This is a genomic window from Burkholderia sp. MSMB2157WGS, assembly GCF_001532755.1.
In the GTDB taxonomy this organism is placed as follows: domain Bacteria; phylum Pseudomonadota; class Gammaproteobacteria; order Burkholderiales; family Burkholderiaceae; genus Burkholderia.
Map to the genome: position 1 here is coordinate 661,329 of NZ_LPJG01000030.1, position 14,947 is coordinate 676,275.

The following is a 14,947-nucleotide window of genomic DNA, read 5'->3' on the forward strand; positions in this document are numbered from 1 at the left end:
CGTCAGGCGCGACGCCGCGGGGCCGCATCGAGCAGCGGCGTCGGCATCAGGTAAGGCGTGAAGTGTTCCCAGAAGTGCCATTGCTCGGGCTGGCGCACGAGCGCCTGATCGAGACGGTCGACGATGCGCTGGTGCGTCGCGCGCACGGGCGACGCGTCGTCGTCGCTACCCAGCATCGGCACGAGCGGGCTGGCCGCGAGCTCGGTGAAATGCACCGCGCAGCGATCGCGGAACGGCACGCCGGTCGCATACGCGACGAGCAGCGGAATGCCCTGCTCGACCGCGAGCTTCACGCCGCCGCCGGCCATCCGCACCCAACGCCCGCCGAGCCGGCAGCGATTGGTCTTGCCGAATTTGCCGTGCAGGTCGGAAAACAGCAGGAACACCGGCGCCTCGCGCCGCAGGCTCGCGATCAACCGCCGCAGGTGCACGCGCTCCTCGATGTCGATGAATTCGACTTCGCCGGCGCCGTACTCGGCGACGAGCCGCAGCGCATCGTCGAAGAACGCGCCAGGCGCATCCCGGTGCAGGATCACCATCAGCTTGCGGTCGTCGGGAATCATGAAGCGCAGCTTCGTGACGAACAGCATCAGGTTGCCGAAATGCAGCCCCGCGAGCATCAGCGGGCCGCCGCGTGCGAGTGCCGCGCGCAACTGGTCGTCGCCTTCGCACGCCATCCCGTCGATCATCGTCTTCATCGATTCGAGGCTGTGCGTGCGCAGCTTGAGCCCCGCGAATTCGGCCTCGAACAACTCGCGCACGATCGCGGTCGACACTTCCCGCACGCGCCGCGGATCGTCGTTCAGGTGCGCGCCCAGCATGTAAGCGACCGCGCGTTCGATCGACTCGCGAATGCACGGAAAGCAGCGCAGGCACGCGCCCGAGCACCAGCGCATCAGTCGCAGCCCGCGCGCAGGCGACGTGCGCAGCGCGACGGCGCGCACCGCGCGACGCACCATGAACGCATACGAGAACGGATTGAGCAGGAAGAGTCGCCCGAGCATCACCGCACCTCCTCGCTCGCGCGCCATGCGTCCGTCGCGTCGGTCAGGACGCCGTCGTGCATCCGGTAGACCCGGTCGACCATCGACAGGATCGACGCATCGTGCGTGACGAGCACGATCGTGCACGGCAGCGTCAGCACGTTGCGGCAGATCTCGTGCGTGGTCGCCTGGTCGAGATTCGACGAAAATTCGTCGAGGATCAGCAGGCGCGGCTCGCAATACAGCGCCCGCGCGATCAGCAACCGCTGCATCTGGCCGGCCGACAGGAATTTCTGCGTATCGCCGAGCGGCGTGTCATAGCGATGGTCGAGCCGCTCGATCTCGTCGTGGATGCACGCGAGCTTCGCCGCGTCGTACATCGCGCCGATCCGCGGCGCGGGCGCGAAGTTCGTGATGTTGTCGCGGATCGTCCCGCGAAACAGCTGGTCGGACTGCGTGACGGCGGCGAGATGCTTGCGGTATTGCCGCAGGTTCACTTCCGCGAGATCGACGCCGCCGACGAACAGCGTGCCGGGCTCGGGCCGCACGAGCCCGCAGATCAGGTTCAGCAGCGTCGTCTTGCCACTACCGGTACGGCCGACGATCGCGATCTTGCCGCCGGCCGGCACGTCGAGTGCGACATCGCTCAGGATCGGGCGACGGCCGCCCTTCGGCGTGTACGACAGCGCGCGGATCGACAGCGCGCCGTCGAACCCGTCGACCGGCCGCACGACCGCATCCGGCGCGGGTTCCTCGGTTTCGGTCTGCAGCACGTCCGCGACGCGATCCATGTGCACCTGCAGCACCTTGCGCCGCACGTAGAGCTGGATCGCATCGGTGAACTTGTCCGCGAACAGGTTCTTGTACTGGATGAACGCGTAGATCACGCCGATCGTGCTTTGCCCGTGCATCACGAGCCACGCGCCGTACGTGACGATCACGAGTTGCTCGACGTGCACGATTCCCTTCGAGATCGCATCGAACAGCAGTTGCAGCCGCTCCTGCTGGCGCATCGCCTGCAGTTTCTGCGTGAACGCGTTGACCCACAGGCTGCTGCGCGCGGTCTCGGCCGACAGCAGCTTGATCGAATGCGCGGACCGGATGTTCTCGATCAGCAGCGCATCGGCCTCGGCGCCGCGCGTGAGGATCTGCGACATCGCGTCCTGCAGTTGCGGCTGGATCGCGAGCCGGCTCAACGCGAACAGCACCATCCCGGCGAGGCTGATACCGGCCAGCACGGGGCTGTAATACAGCATCAGCACGAGTGTCAGCGTGCAGGTGACGATGTTCAGCAGCCCGCCGATCAGCCCGTCGACGAGAAACCGCCCGACCTCCGACACCGACGACACGCGCGAGATCGAATCGCCGGTGTTGTGAAACAGGAAATAGCCGATCGGCAGCCGCGCGAGATGGCCGACCATGTTCGCCGACAACTGCTGCGACACGATGTTGCGCAGGTAGCTCTTGATGTTGCCGACGAGGTTCGCGTAGAGCGTGTCGAACAGGAACACGATCGCGAACAGGATCGTCAGCAGGTACAGAATGTCGACGTCGGTCTTCTTCAGCGCCTCGTCGATCGTCAGTTGTACGTACGACGGGCCGAGCAGCAGCAGGAGCTGCGCGGCGACGCCGCCCGCGATGCCGATCGCGAGGCTCTTGCGGATGCCGGTCAGTCCTTCGAGGTAGTCGCGCAACCGGATCCGGTCGGCCTGCCCGGCCCGCGTGAAACCGATGTCCGGATTCAGTTCGAGCGCATAGCCGGTGATGTGCGTGAGCGCCTGCGCGAGCGGCAGCTTCATCTCGCCGAGCGCGGGGTCGACGATGTGCACGCTGCCGTAGCCGACCTTCGTCAGCACGACATAGTGGTTCATCCCCCAGTGCAGGATGCACGGCGTCTTGAGCGCGTCGAGCTCGCCCGCATCGAACTGCAGCCCGCGTGCGCGCAGGCCGAGATCGTTCGAGATCTCCATCAGGTCGAAAAACGACAGGCCGGAGTCGATCCGCACCGGATAGCGGTTGCGCAGCGTACGCAGCGTCGTGTCGCGCCCGTGCCATGACGCGATCATCGCGAGGCAGGCCAGGCCGCACTCCGTCACTTCGTCCTGCAGGACCGGACGGACTTTACGCGTATTGAAGAGCATGGTCGGGCACCCGGGGCGCGACGACGCGCCGCCCGGGCCAGCCGGTGCGGGCCCGCGACGGGTCGTGCGCGATACGCATGGGCGCAGCCGGCGCGTCCGGCTGCGACGGAAGATCGGTGTTGCCGGCCGCTCGGCGGGCCGCTCAGTGCGACGAGCCGAGCGACATCCGGAACTGTTCGACGGCGTGGGCCTGGTACTGGGTCATCAGGCCCTGCAGCGTGGTCCCGATCGACTGATTGACGAGATCGACCGTATAGGCGGCCGAATTGGAGTAAAGCGACGCGCCGCCGCGAATCTGGCGGGCCTGTTCTTCCGTGATGTCTCGCATTTGTTGTGGCCTTTATATTTTCGGAATACCAACAGCCGTCAGCCAATCGCAAGCCAAATGGCCGTTCACTCTATTACGTGATAATCCGGCACCCCAGTCTTCCGATAATCGCCCGATTTCGAAATAATGCATTTCGAAGTCTCCTTACTTCCACTGCGGCGATCGATTCTTGTCCTTCTGTTTCGCAGCATCTGACGCGGGGGGCGCCTCCCCGCGCACGGAGGTTACTTGCCGGTGTTATTGAACGTCTTCGGGTTCTGCAGGTAATTGCCGAGGCTCGGCAGGAACTGGCCGAGCGCGGTCACCACCGGCGCAGCGTCGACGGCGAGGCTACCCAGCGAGCTGATCGCACCGCCGCCATGCACATTCCTGACCTGTTCCGTCGTCATGACCTTCATCATTCTCTCCTCGTAAAAAATAAAGACGATGCAAAGAACCTTCATTGAAAGACAAACGGCTTTTAATCCCGAGCGACTCGTTAATTCAATAATCACTGCGATTACCAGCCGAAATCAGGCTATCATGCGGGCGCATCGGAATTCAATGGAGGACACACTCTTACAGCCGTGTTTTCCGATGCACGACGATCATCAGGCATTCATGCTGTTTGAATTCCAATTTCAATACGTTTAAATCCCGCCGCAATGCATTGCGGCACGGACAGGAGACGGAGACGGCCATGTTTGAAACGATGCGCACGAATCGCGGGTCGGCGACACCGGATGCGGGTATTTCCCTATCAAGATTTTCGACTAGGTGGAATCCCCGGCTTGCAACCATGACATTGTTCGCTGTAACGATAATCGGCCTGCCGGCACACGCCCGTGCGTTCTGCCTCGATACCGCCTACCAGTACGCGTCCGTGCACGATCCGCGCTACCTGCAGGCCCGCAGCGAATACGATGCGGCCCGTCAGAAATTTCCCGAGGCTCGTGCGCAGATGCTGCCGCAGGCTGCCGCGCAGCTCGAGTGGGGGCGCTACGGCACGCACGCGAACCTGTTCGGCATCGACGTCAGCGGCTCGAGCAACGCGGCATATGGTTCCGCGCAGGTCACGCAGGCGCTGTTCAACGTGCCCTACCTGTACGACATGCGGCGCGCGACCGAGTACGAGGAAGCGGCGAAACAGAAGCTCGAGGTCGCGAAGCAGGACCTGATCCTGCGGGTCGCGAATGCATGCTTCGATCTGCTGAGCGCGCGCGAGAAACTGCAATCGGCCGACGACGAAGTCAGCGCGCTCACGCGACTCGAGAGCGATACGCGGCGCATGGCGCAACTCGGGATGAAGACGATCGGCGATACCGCCGAGATCGAGGCGCGTCGCAGCCTCGCGCAATCCGACGAAGCGCTCGCGCAGAGCGACGTGGATGCGCGGCGCGCCCGCTACGAGACGTTGCTCGGTTCGACGATCGACTTCTCTCGCTGGCCGCGGCTCGCGATGCGCGGGTCGTCCCCGCGCATTCCGTCGGGCGACTATGCGCCGCAGGACAACCCCGCGTACCGGCAGGCCTATCGCGACGTCCAGGTCGCGCGGCTCGCCGCGAAGCGTGTCGGTGCCGAACACTTGCCGACCGTCGACCTTTTCGCGTCGTATTCGCGCGGACTCAATCCGAACCTGCGCGGGCTCACCGATCGCTCGGATTTCCATCAAAGCGCGGTCGGCGTACAGGTGACGATTCCGATCTTCTCCGGCGGCAGCGTGTACTACCGGCAGGTCGAGGCCGAGCACGTGACCGAGCAGTACCGCAACCGGCTGCGCGAGGTCGAGGAGCAACTGGGCACCGATCGTCGCGAGGCGTTGGCCGCGCTCGAGTCGGCCGGCAAGCGCATTCGCGCGCTGCAGCAGTCGCTGCAGGCCGCGCGGCTCGCGTACGAGTCGTCGATGAAGGCGCATCAGGTCGGCTACAGCACGACGTACGAAACGCTGAACCTGCGGCGTGACATCTCGGGCATCCGGCAGAAGCTGTTCGACAGCTATCTCGATGCGCTGAAGTTGCAGTTGAAGCTGAAAAGCGTGCTCGGCACGCTCGACGAACAATCGCTGATCGCGGTGGATAGTTTCCTCGAAAGCAACGCGGCGAGCGATCGAAGTTGAACGCGATTTCATCCATACCGGCATCCCGGGCAACGTTGCGTGCACAACTTTCAAGAACAACGTCGATGTGCCGACCGGTCGGATGTTCAACGACGGCACATCGCGACTCCCTCTCGTCGCTTACCTCAGCCGCGCGCAGCCGCATGCGTGGCTGAAGCGGCGATACCTGCCGATTCGAGATGCATCAGTCGGGCGGCGGCAGCACGACCGTGTCCTCCGGGCCGAGCACGCGGCCGTCCTGAGAACGCAACTCCAGCTTCCTGACCGGCAGCCCGGTCTTCCGGTCGACCAACAGCACGTGCGCCTCGTCCGGTTCGAAGAAGAAATCCTCGCCCCACTGCCGCAGCGCGACCAGCAGCGGAAACAGCCCGCGTCCTTTTTCGGTCAGCACGTATTCGCGATGCGCGCCGCCGTCGGCGGCCGGCACGACGTCCATGATCCCGTGCGCGACCAGGTTGCGCAGGCGGGCAGCCAGGATGTTCTTCGCGAGGCCGAGATTCTTCTGGAATTCGCCGAAGCGGCGCAGCCCGTCGAACGCGTCGCGGACGATCAGCAGCGACCACCAGTCGCCGATCGCGTCCAGCGGGCGGGCGATACCGCAAAGGGAATCTTCGTGCGTGGTGCGTCTGTTCATCGGTGCGTACGGCGATGCCGTGCCCGGGATACGGGCTGAACGGCGGTCGTTCTCGTTGAAATGAATAGTTTCAATATAAAACCTTGTCAGAAAAAGATCAATGCCGAGGAACCGACTGTTCGGGATACGTGAACGGAACGTTCTCGCCACTCCAGATTGGTACACGGATTCACGATTTCTAACCAATAAAACCGCAAATTTCGGTACTTCATCGCATCGTCCCGCGTCATCGTCCCGCATCCGACAACCGCTCCCGCGATTTACTCGGTTGCAACTTGAAACCGCATGATCTACGCTTCCATCAGGTTTCAATTTGAAACCACTCTGCTCGACTACCGAAGGAGCATTCGATGATCCGGTCCGATGCCACGTTCGACGGCACCTTTCCGTTCGCCCCGCATTTCGACGATGCATCCGGCTTCCGGATGCACTACGTGGACGAAGGTCCGCGCGACGGTGAAATCGTCCTGTGTCTGCATGGCGAACCCACCTGGGGATATCTGTTCCGCCACCTCGTGACGGCGCTGAGCCCGACATACCGCGTCGTCGTGCCCGATCACATGGGCTTCGGCAAAAGCGCGACGCCGCGGGGCCGCAGCTACTGGCTGCAGGATCACATCGACAATCTCGAGCGTTTCGTGCTCGCGCTCGACCTCGATCGCATCACGCTGGTGATGCACGACTTCGGCGGCCCGGTCGGCATGGGGCTCGCCGCGCGGCATCCGGACCGAATTCGGCGCATCGTATCGGCCAACGGACCGACGCCGTTCGGGCAATCCGATCTCGTCGAGCGCCTGACGGCGAATGGCCGCGATGCGCCGTGGTTCCGGTGGATCATGCACGCGGCGACCGACGACACGCTCGAAACGGTGCTCGGGCAGCTCGGTTTCAATATCCTGAGCACGCTGAAGCTGAACGGCTTCGAGAACCACGCGATCATCACCGATACGTGGATCGCCGCATACGGCGCGCCGTTCGCGCAACCGGCCGACTGTCTCGGCGCAATCGGATGGGCTCGGGGGTTCGCGGCCGGCATGCACCGGTTCGAGGAACCCGACGCGGCGGCGCTGCGCGCGATACGCGGCAAACCCGCGCTCGCGATCTGGGGAGACGCCGACCGAACGCTCGGCGCCGAACATTTCCTGCCGCTCTTTACCGCCCTGTTTCCATCCGCGCCGATCGAGCGGCTGGCGGGTGTCGGACACTACTGCTTCGAGGATGCGCCCGATGCCATTGGCGCGCGGATCGCGGGCTTCATCCGCACGACCGGCTGAAAAAAATTCGGCAGCCGGATCGATACACCGGCTGCCGAACGGCGCGCGCGACCGCCGTCGGCGACGCGCACGCATCGCTTCATGTCGACGTCAACGAATGATCCGCGTCACGCCCCGCCCGCGCGGATCGGCCATCGCCTCCGGCGTCTTGCCGTCGATCTTGATGACCTGGATGTCGCCGCTGAAATCCTGCCCCTTCAGCGTATAGCCGCGCGCCTCGATCTGCTTCGCGAGTTCGCCTTCGATCGGGTGGTACGGCTCCCAGAAGATCGTGTTCGGCGGCAGCAGCTGGTGATGGAAACGCATCGCACCGACGGCTTCCTTCAACGGCATCTTGAAGTCGTAGATGTTGTTGATCACCTGGAAGATCGACGTGAAGATGCGCGAGCCGCCCGGCGTGCCGATCACGAGCGACACCTTGCCGTCCTTCGTCATGATCGTCGGCGACATCGACGACAGCGGGCGCTTCTTCGGTTCGATCGCATTCGCGTCGCTGCCGACCACGCCGAACATGTTCGCGACGCCCGGCTTCGCGGAGAAATCGTCCATCTCGTCGTTCAGCACGATCCCGGTGCCGTCGGCGATCACGCCCGAGCCGAAGTAGCCGTTGATCGTGTACGTGTTCGACACCGCGTTGCCCCACTTGTCGACCACCGAGAAGTGCGTCGTTTCGGCCTTCTCCGGCATCGTCGTGCCGAGGCCCGGCTGCACGCTCTTCGTGTCCGACGGCTCCTTCGGGTTGACCTCGGCCGCGCGCTTCGCGATGTACGCATCGTCGGTCAGCTGCGCGATCGGCACCTTGTAGAAGTCGGGATCGCCGAGATACTGCGCCCGATCGGCGAACACGCGTTTCTCGATTTCGGCGACGAGGTGGACGTACTGCGGCGAATTGAGCTTCACGCCCTCGAAGTCCTGCTTCAGGTCGGCCTTCATCTTCAGCAACTGCACGAGGCCGATGCCGCCGGAGCTCGGCGGCGGCGCGGTGATCACGTCATAGCCGTTCCACTTCGCCTGCACCGGCTGGCGCCACACCGCGCGGTACTGCGCGAGATCCTCGGTCGTGATCAGCCCGTTGCCGTCGCCGGTCTTCATCGACGCGGCGATCAGCTCGGCCGTCTTGCCCTTGTAGAAACCTTCCGCGCCGCCGTCCGCGATGCGCGTCAGCACGTCGGCGAGATCGGGCTGCTTGAAGTTCGCGCCGGCCTTCAGCCCGGAGAAGTACTTGTCGAAGTTGGTCTTGCCGCCGAACTCCTTCGACGCGTCGACGCCGCGCTGCGCCAGTTGCTCGTCGACGACGAAGCCGTCGCGCGCATAGTGGATCGCCGGCGCGAGCACCTGCTTCCACTTCAGCTTGCCGAAACGCTTCTGCGCTTCCCACATGCCCGCCACCGTGCCCGGCACGCCGACCGCGCGCGGGCCGTACAGGCTCATGCCCTTGACGACGTTGCCGTCCTTGTCGAGGTACATGTCCTTCGTCGCGGCGAGCGGCGCACGCTCGCGGTAGTCGATGAAGTACGGCTTGCCGTCCTTGTAGATCGTCATGAAGCCGCCGCCGCCGATGTTGCCGGCCTCCGGGTACGTGACGGCGAGCGTGAACGCGATCGCGACGGCCGCGTCGATCGCGTTGCCGCCTTCCTTGAAGATCCGCTCCGCCGCATCCGCGCTGTACTTGTCGGCCACCGCCACCGCGGAGCTCGTCAGGACCGCGGGCTGCGGGCCTTTCGCGTAGGCGGGCGCATTCGGCAGGAAACCGATGCCGGCGACCGTCGCCAGCACGGCGGCGGATGATTTGAAGCGATTCAGCGTAGTCATTGCATGTCCCCCATGTGGATCTCCTTCAGGCGCGACGAGCACCTGATCCGTGGATGGCCGCTGGCGCGCCGACGGCCATATGCCGGCTTCGTAGTATAGGGGGACAAAAAGGGTCGAACACACGGCGGCGGCGAAAGCGTGCCGGTTGTGTACGCGCGCTCACGTTGCTGCGCCGCGACGCACACGGGGATCGGTCGACCTCCTCTACGGTGCGCGCCATCGCGCAATGCACAAAACCGAAAGTTGCGAACCGCGCGGCAGCCGTCGTCGCCGGCACAAAAAAATCGGCGAACGACCTGCCCGCGACCCAGGCCGATCTGCGAAGATAGCGCCCCGCTTGCGCGCCGCATCGTCGTTTCGTGCACGCGCCGCTTCACGCTTTCTCGTCTCGCTCCTATGGCATCACACAATGCGCATCATGCATCCGGCGTCGCGGCCGGCGTCGCCGCCGCCGTCCTCGTCGCGCAAACCGGCGCAACCGGCCCGTGGCACTCGGGCATGCTCGCCGCGTTCGCGGCGGGCGTCGCGGGCGGCACCGCGCCCGACTGGCTCGAAGTCGCATGGTGGAGCCGCAAGCGCCGCCTGTGGATCACGCATCGCACCATCACGCACTGGGGCATCGGCTGGGTCGCGCTGCTCGCGCTCGGATGGCACGGGCTCATCCATCATCCGCATCCGCCGTGGGCCGCGCCGCTGTTCGGCTTCGCGTGCGGCGGCGTGATGCATCTGCTCGCCGACTGGCCCAACCCGCTCGGCGTACCGTGGATCTGGCGGCGCCACTCGCTCAACCTGTGGAACAGCGGGCGTTGCGATCTGATCGTCGTGGCTACCGCCTGGGCCGGCACGCTGTGGCTCGCGCAATCGCTGTGGTCGCGTGCGCCGCTGATCGAACACTGGCTCGGCTGGCTGCATCGCGTCTAGTTGCAATTCGACACAAATCGGCACGCGGTCGGCATGCCGACGTGCACGCAACTTTCCGTCCATTGAAAGCGCACGGCAGGCCCCCATCTGAGGGGGAATCGTCGACATGCATGGCCGGCACGCACCGGTGACGTCTGGCACACTGACGATTCGATTCGCGTGCGATCAATCCGCACGCTCGCACCCCATTTCAACGCTCCGATGGACGTCACAGCTACCCGCCCTGCCGCCCGCGCGCTCGACGTGTTCCACCCGGCCGTCGCCGCGTGGTTCCGGCGTACGTTCGCCGCGCCGACCGGCGCGCAGGCGCTCGCGTGGCCGCACATCAAGGCCGGCCGCTCGACGCTCGTCGCCGCGCCGACCGGCTCCGGCAAGACGCTCACCGCCTTCCTGTGCGCGCTCGACGATCTGGTGCGCGATGCGCTCGCGCACGACGGCACGCTGCCCGATGCGACGCTGGTCGTCTACGTATCGCCGCTGAAGGCGCTGTCGAACGACATCCACGTGAACCTCGACGCGCCGCTCGCCGGCATCGCCGAATCGCTCGCGCAACTCGGCCTGCCGGTGCCGGCGATTCGCACCGCGGTGCGCACCGGCGACACGACGCAGGCCGAGCGCGCGGCGCTGCGCAAGCGCGCGCCGCACATCCTCGTCACGACGCCCGAATCGCTGTACGTGCTGCTGTCGTCCACGTCGGGACGGCAGATGCTGTCGACCGTGCGCTCGGTCATCGTCGACGAAATCCATGCGCTGGCGTCGTCCAAGCGCGGCAGCCATCTCGCGTTGTCGCTCGAACGCCTCGACGCGCTGGCCGGGCACGCGCTGCCGCGCATCGGGCTGTCGGCCACGCAAAAGCCGATCGACGCGGTCGCGCGCTTCCTCGTCGGCGGGCCGGCCGACGCGCCGCGCGACTGCGCGATCGTCGACACCGGCCACACCCGCGAGCGCGATCTCGCGCTCGAACTGCCGAACGTGCCGCTCGAACCGGTGATGGCGACCGACGTGTGGGAACAGGTGTACGACCGCATCGCCGGGCTCGCGGCCGCGCATCGCACGACGCTGGTATTCGTCAACACGCGGCGCACCGCCGAGCGCATGGCGCGCCATCTCGCCGACCGGCTCGGCAAGGACGCGATCGCCGCGCATCACGGCAGTCTGGCGAAGGAGCACCGCTTCGACGCCGAGCAGCGCCTGAAACGCGGCGAATTGAAGCTGCTCGTCGCGACCGCGTCGCTCGAACTCGGCATCGACATCGGCGACATCGATCTCGTCTGCCAGGTCGGCTCGCCGCGCGGCATCGCACCGTTCCTGCAGCGCGTCGGCCGCTCGGGGCACCATGTCGGCGGCGTGCCGAAGGGGCGGCTGTTTCCGCTGTCGCGCGACGAGCTGGTCGAATGCGCGGCGCTGCTCGACTGCGTGCAACGCGGCGAACTCGATGCGCTGCGGATTCCCGAAGCGCCGCTCGACGTGCTCGCGCAGCAGATCGTCGCCGAAGTCGCGTGCACGGAATGGCACGAAGACGCGCTGTATGCGAGCTTCACGCGCGCCGCGCCGTACGCGCGGCTGACGCGCGAACGCTTCGACGAAGTGATGAAGATGCTCGCCGAGGGATTCACGAGCCGCCGCGGCGTGCGCGGCGCGTACCTGCACCGCGACGTGGTCGGCGGCACCGTGCGCGGCCGCCGCAACGCGATGATGACCGCGACCACCTCCGGCGGCACGATCCCCGACATGGCCGACTACGCGGTGCTGCTCGAACCGCAGGGCATCCAGGTCGGCACCGTCAACGAGGATTTCGCGATCGAGAGCCTCGCCGGCGACGTGTTCCAGCTCGGCAACCAGTCGTACCGGATCATCCGCGTGGAAACGGGCCGCGTGCGCGTCGAGGATGCGCAAGGTCAATCGCCGAGCATTCCGTTCTGGCTCGGCGAGGGGCTCGGACGCAGCGACGAGCTGTCGGCGGCGGTCGGGCGGCTGCGCGCACGGATCGACGGCCTGCTCGCGGAAGGCGACCGGCAGGCGAACGCCGGCGGACGCAAGCGCGCGGCCGGCAACGCGGCCGGCAAGACCGAGACGCACGGCAACGCCCAACCAGCGGCCCAGACCGGCGTCGTCGCCGACTCGCGAACCGTTGCCGCCGCCACCTCGCTCGCGCCCACCGAAAGCCGCCTCGCGCCCGCGTTGCGCTGGCTCGTCGACGATCTGCGCGTGTCGCCCGACGCCGCGCGCCAGATCGCCGACTACCTCGCGCGCACTCGCGCGGCGCTCGGCGCATTGCCGACGCAGGACACGCTCGTGATGGAGCGTTTCTTCGACGAATCGGGCGGCACGCAGCTCGTGATCCATTCGCCGTTCGGCAGCCGGATCAACCGTGCATGGGGGCTCGCGCTGCGCAAGCGCTTCTGTCGCACCTTCAACTTCGAGCTGCAGGCCGCCGCGACCGACGACGCGATCATCCTGTCGCTGTCGCTCGCGCACAGCTTCGCGCTCGACGAAGTGTGGCGCTATCTGCGTTCGGCCAGCGCCGAGCACGTGCTGATCCAGGCGCTGCTCGACGCGCCGATGTTCGGCGTGCGCTGGCGCTGGAACGCGACCACCGCGCTCGCGCTGCCGCGTTTCACCGGCGGCCGGCGCACCGCGCCGCAACTGCAGCGGATGAAGAGCGACGATCTGCTCGCGACGGTGTTCCCCGATCAGGTCGCATGCCTCGAGAACGTCGTCGGCGAACGCGAGATTCCGCATCATCCGCTCGTCGACCAGACGCTCGACGATTGCCTGCACGACGCGATGGACACCGACGGCTGGCTTGCGCTGCTGCGCCGGATCGAGAGCGGCGCGATCGAACTCGTCGCGCGCGACTTGCCCGCGCCGTCGCCGCTCGCCGCCGAGATCCTGAACGCGAAGCCCTACGCGTTCCTCGACGATGCGCCGCTGGAGGAGCGCCGCACGCAGGCCGTGCAGTCGCGCCGCTGGAGCGATCCCGAATCGGCCGACGATCTCGGCGCGCTCGACGCCGATGCGATCGCCGCCGTGCGCGACGAAGCGTGGCCGCTCGCGCGCGACGCCGACGAGATGCACGATGCGCTGCTCACGCTCGCCTGCGTCGCCGACAGCGAGGCGCACGCGCACGCTGGCTGGCCCGAGCGACTCGCGGAACTCGCGGAACGCCGCCGCGCGACGCGACTCGCGACGCCGGGCGGCGCCGTGCTGTGGGTGCCGGTCGAGCGGCTCGTGTGCGTGCGCGCGCTGCATCCCGACGCCCGCACGACACCGGCGCTCAAGGTGCCGGCCGCGTGCGCGCAGCCGTGGGAAACCGATGCGGCGCTCGTCGACGTGATCCGCGCGCGACTCACCGGCTTCGGGCCGCTCACGGTCGATGCGATCGCCGCGCCGCTCGGCCTGCCGCCCGCATCGATCGCGACGGCGCTCGCGGCGCTGGAGCGCGAAGGCTACGTGATGCGCGGCCGCTTCACGCCGGGCGCGACGACCGACGAATGGTGCGAACGTCACCTGCTCGCGCGCATTCATCGCTATACGGTGAAGCGGCTGCGCCGCGAGATCGAGCCGGTCGAACGCGCCGACTTCATGCGCTTCCTGTTCCACTGGCAGCACCTGACGCCCGACACGCGCGGCACCGGTCGCGACGCGCTGGCAGCCGTGGTCGAACAGCTCGAAGGCTACGAGGCCGCGGCGAGCGCCTGGGAAGACGCGCTGCTGCCCGCGCGGCTCACCGACTACACGGCGGGCGGCCTCGACGAGCTGTGCCGCTCGGGCAAGCTGGTGTGGACCCGCATCGGCGCGCCGGCGCGCGCAGCCGGCACGCCCGTGAAGACGACGCCGATCGTGCTGCTGCCGCGCCGCCATCTTTCCGCGTGGCAGGCGCTGCGCGATCCCGATGCGCAGCCGGCGCTGTCCGCACGCGCCACACAGGTGCGCGACGCGCTCGCCGCGCACGGCGCGATGTTCTTCGACGCATTGCTCGACGACCTGCACATGCTGCCCGTCGAACTCGAACAGGCGCTCGGCGAACTCGTGTCGGCCGGCCTCGTGAACGCGGACAGTTACGCGGGCCTGCGCGCGCTGCTGAAGCCGGCCGTCAAGCGCAGTGCGACCTATGCACCGCGTACACGACGCGGCGGCGCGCTGATCGGCGGAATGGACGACGCCGGCCGCTGGGCGCTCGTGCAGCGTCGGGCACCGCCGGACGACGACGCGCCCGCACCGAAACGCGGCCCCGCCACGACCGATCCCGACGCACTCGAACACATCGTGTGGACGCTGCTGCGCCGCTACGGCGTCGTGTTCTGGCGGTTGCTCGAACGCGAAGCCGACTGGCTGCCGAGCTGGCGCGAACTCGTGCGCGTGCTGCAGCGCCTCGAAGCACGCGGCGAGATTCGCGGCGGTCGCTTCGTCGCCGGGCTCGCGGGCGAGCAGTTCGCGCTGCCCGAGGCCATCCCGATCCTGCGCGAACTGCGCCGGCAACCGGGCGATGGGCAGTATGTATGCGTGACGGGCGCCGACCCGCTGAATCTCGCCGGCACGCTGCTGCCCGGCGACAAGGTGCCGGCGCTGGCCGGCAACCGCGTGCTGTTCCGCGACGGCGTGCCCGTCGCATCGCTGGTATCGGGTACGTTTCATTACGCGCCCGAGCTGTCGGCCGCCGCGCGCGAGGACGCGCGCCTGCGGCTCGCGCGGTCCTGCTGACATCGGCTGACACGCACGCGGCACACGACTACTGATCGCCGGGCCGCGCGGTCGC

General features: G+C 66.9%; 10 protein-coding genes. 4 read left to right on the forward strand and 6 right to left on the reverse strand.

Features of this window, described 5'->3' with window-relative positions; translation table 11 throughout:
* Positions 1-2: 2 nt before the first annotated feature.
* The 4 genes from WT53_RS21505 to WT53_RS33610 form a co-directional block, all read right to left on the reverse strand.
* Complete coding sequence (locus WT53_RS21505; RefSeq protein ID WP_060262108.1) at positions 3-1,007, reverse strand: hypothetical protein; 1,005 nt, start codon at positions 1,005-1,007, stop codon at positions 3-5.
* Entirely contained in the window at positions 1,004-3,124 is a 2,121-nt protein-coding gene (locus tag WT53_RS21510) for a peptidase domain-containing ABC transporter (RefSeq protein ID WP_060261364.1), read from the reverse strand. Before WT53_RS21510 ends, WT53_RS21505 begins: the two co-directional genes overlap by 4 nt.
* 142 nt (positions 3,125-3,266) lie before the next feature.
* Positions 3,267-3,452 carry a hypothetical protein gene (locus WT53_RS21515; protein WP_034204995.1) on the reverse strand — a complete coding sequence of 62 codons (186 nt, stop codon included), beginning with the start codon at positions 3,450-3,452 and terminating at the stop codon, positions 3,267-3,269.
* A gap of 224 nt (positions 3,453-3,676) precedes the next feature.
* Positions 3,677-3,853, reverse strand: a complete 177-nt coding sequence (locus WT53_RS33610; RefSeq protein ID WP_006479216.1) for a hypothetical protein — start codon at positions 3,851-3,853, stop codon at positions 3,677-3,679.
* Between the two features lie 278 nt (positions 3,854-4,131).
* Between WT53_RS33610 and WT53_RS21520 the strand changes: the two genes are divergently transcribed.
* Positions 4,132-5,547, forward strand: a complete 1,416-nt coding sequence (locus WT53_RS21520; RefSeq protein ID WP_060261367.1) for a TolC family protein — start codon at positions 4,132-4,134, stop codon at positions 5,545-5,547.
* 184 nt (positions 5,548-5,731) lie between these two features.
* Here WT53_RS21520 and WT53_RS21525 read toward each other — a convergent pair whose 3' ends face one another.
* Positions 5,732-6,181, reverse strand: a complete 450-nt coding sequence (locus WT53_RS21525) for a helix-turn-helix domain-containing protein (RefSeq protein WP_060261370.1) — start codon at positions 6,179-6,181, stop codon at positions 5,732-5,734.
* A gap of 350 nt (positions 6,182-6,531) precedes the next feature.
* Between WT53_RS21525 and WT53_RS21530 the strand changes: the two genes are divergently transcribed.
* The gene (locus tag WT53_RS21530; RefSeq protein WP_060261374.1) at positions 6,532-7,455 is read left to right on the forward strand and encodes an alpha/beta fold hydrolase; all 924 of its coding nucleotides are present in this window, start codon (positions 6,532-6,534) and stop codon (positions 7,453-7,455) included.
* Between the two features lie 90 nt (positions 7,456-7,545).
* Here WT53_RS21530 and ggt read toward each other — a convergent pair whose 3' ends face one another.
* Complete coding sequence (gene ggt / locus WT53_RS21535; protein ID WP_060261377.1) at positions 7,546-9,267, reverse strand: gamma-glutamyltransferase; 1,722 nt, start codon at positions 9,265-9,267, stop codon at positions 7,546-7,548.
* Between the two features lie 396 nt (positions 9,268-9,663).
* On the opposite strand from ggt, the gene WT53_RS21540 reads away from it, so the two are divergent.
* On the forward strand, positions 9,664-10,188 hold the full coding sequence (locus WT53_RS21540) for a metal-dependent hydrolase (protein ID WP_034204999.1): 525 nt from the start codon (positions 9,664-9,666) through the stop codon (positions 10,186-10,188).
* 201 nt (positions 10,189-10,389) lie between these two features.
* Positions 10,390-14,892 carry a DEAD/DEAH box helicase gene (locus WT53_RS21545; protein ID WP_034205000.1) on the forward strand — a complete coding sequence of 1,501 codons (4,503 nt, stop codon included), beginning with the start codon at positions 10,390-10,392 and terminating at the stop codon, positions 14,890-14,892.
* Positions 14,893-14,947 lie beyond the last annotated feature (55 nt).

Coding starts and splice junctions, on each gene's coding strand:
- WT53_RS21510 (WP_060261364.1), bottom strand. CDS start 3,124: ATGCTCTTCAATACGCGTAAAGTCCGTCCGGTCCTGCAGGACGAAGTG.
- WT53_RS21515 (WP_034204995.1), bottom strand. CDS start 3,452: ATGCGAGACATCACGGAAGAACAGGCCCGCCAGATTCGCGGCGGCGCG.
- WT53_RS33610 (WP_006479216.1), bottom strand. CDS start 3,853: ATGATGAAGGTCATGACGACGGAACAGGTCAGGAATGTGCATGGCGGC.
- WT53_RS21520 (WP_060261367.1), top strand. CDS start 4,132: ATGTTTGAAACGATGCGCACGAATCGCGGGTCGGCGACACCGGATGCG.
- WT53_RS21525 (WP_060261370.1), bottom strand. CDS start 6,181: ATGAACAGACGCACCACGCACGAAGATTCCCTTTGCGGTATCGCCCGC.
- WT53_RS21530 (WP_060261374.1), top strand. CDS start 6,532: ATGATCCGGTCCGATGCCACGTTCGACGGCACCTTTCCGTTCGCCCCG.
- ggt (WP_060261377.1), bottom strand. CDS start 9,267: ATGACTACGCTGAATCGCTTCAAATCATCCGCCGCCGTGCTGGCGACG.
- WT53_RS21540 (WP_034204999.1), top strand. CDS start 9,664: ATGGCATCACACAATGCGCATCATGCATCCGGCGTCGCGGCCGGCGTC.
- WT53_RS21545 (WP_034205000.1), top strand. CDS start 10,390: ATGGACGTCACAGCTACCCGCCCTGCCGCCCGCGCGCTCGACGTGTTC.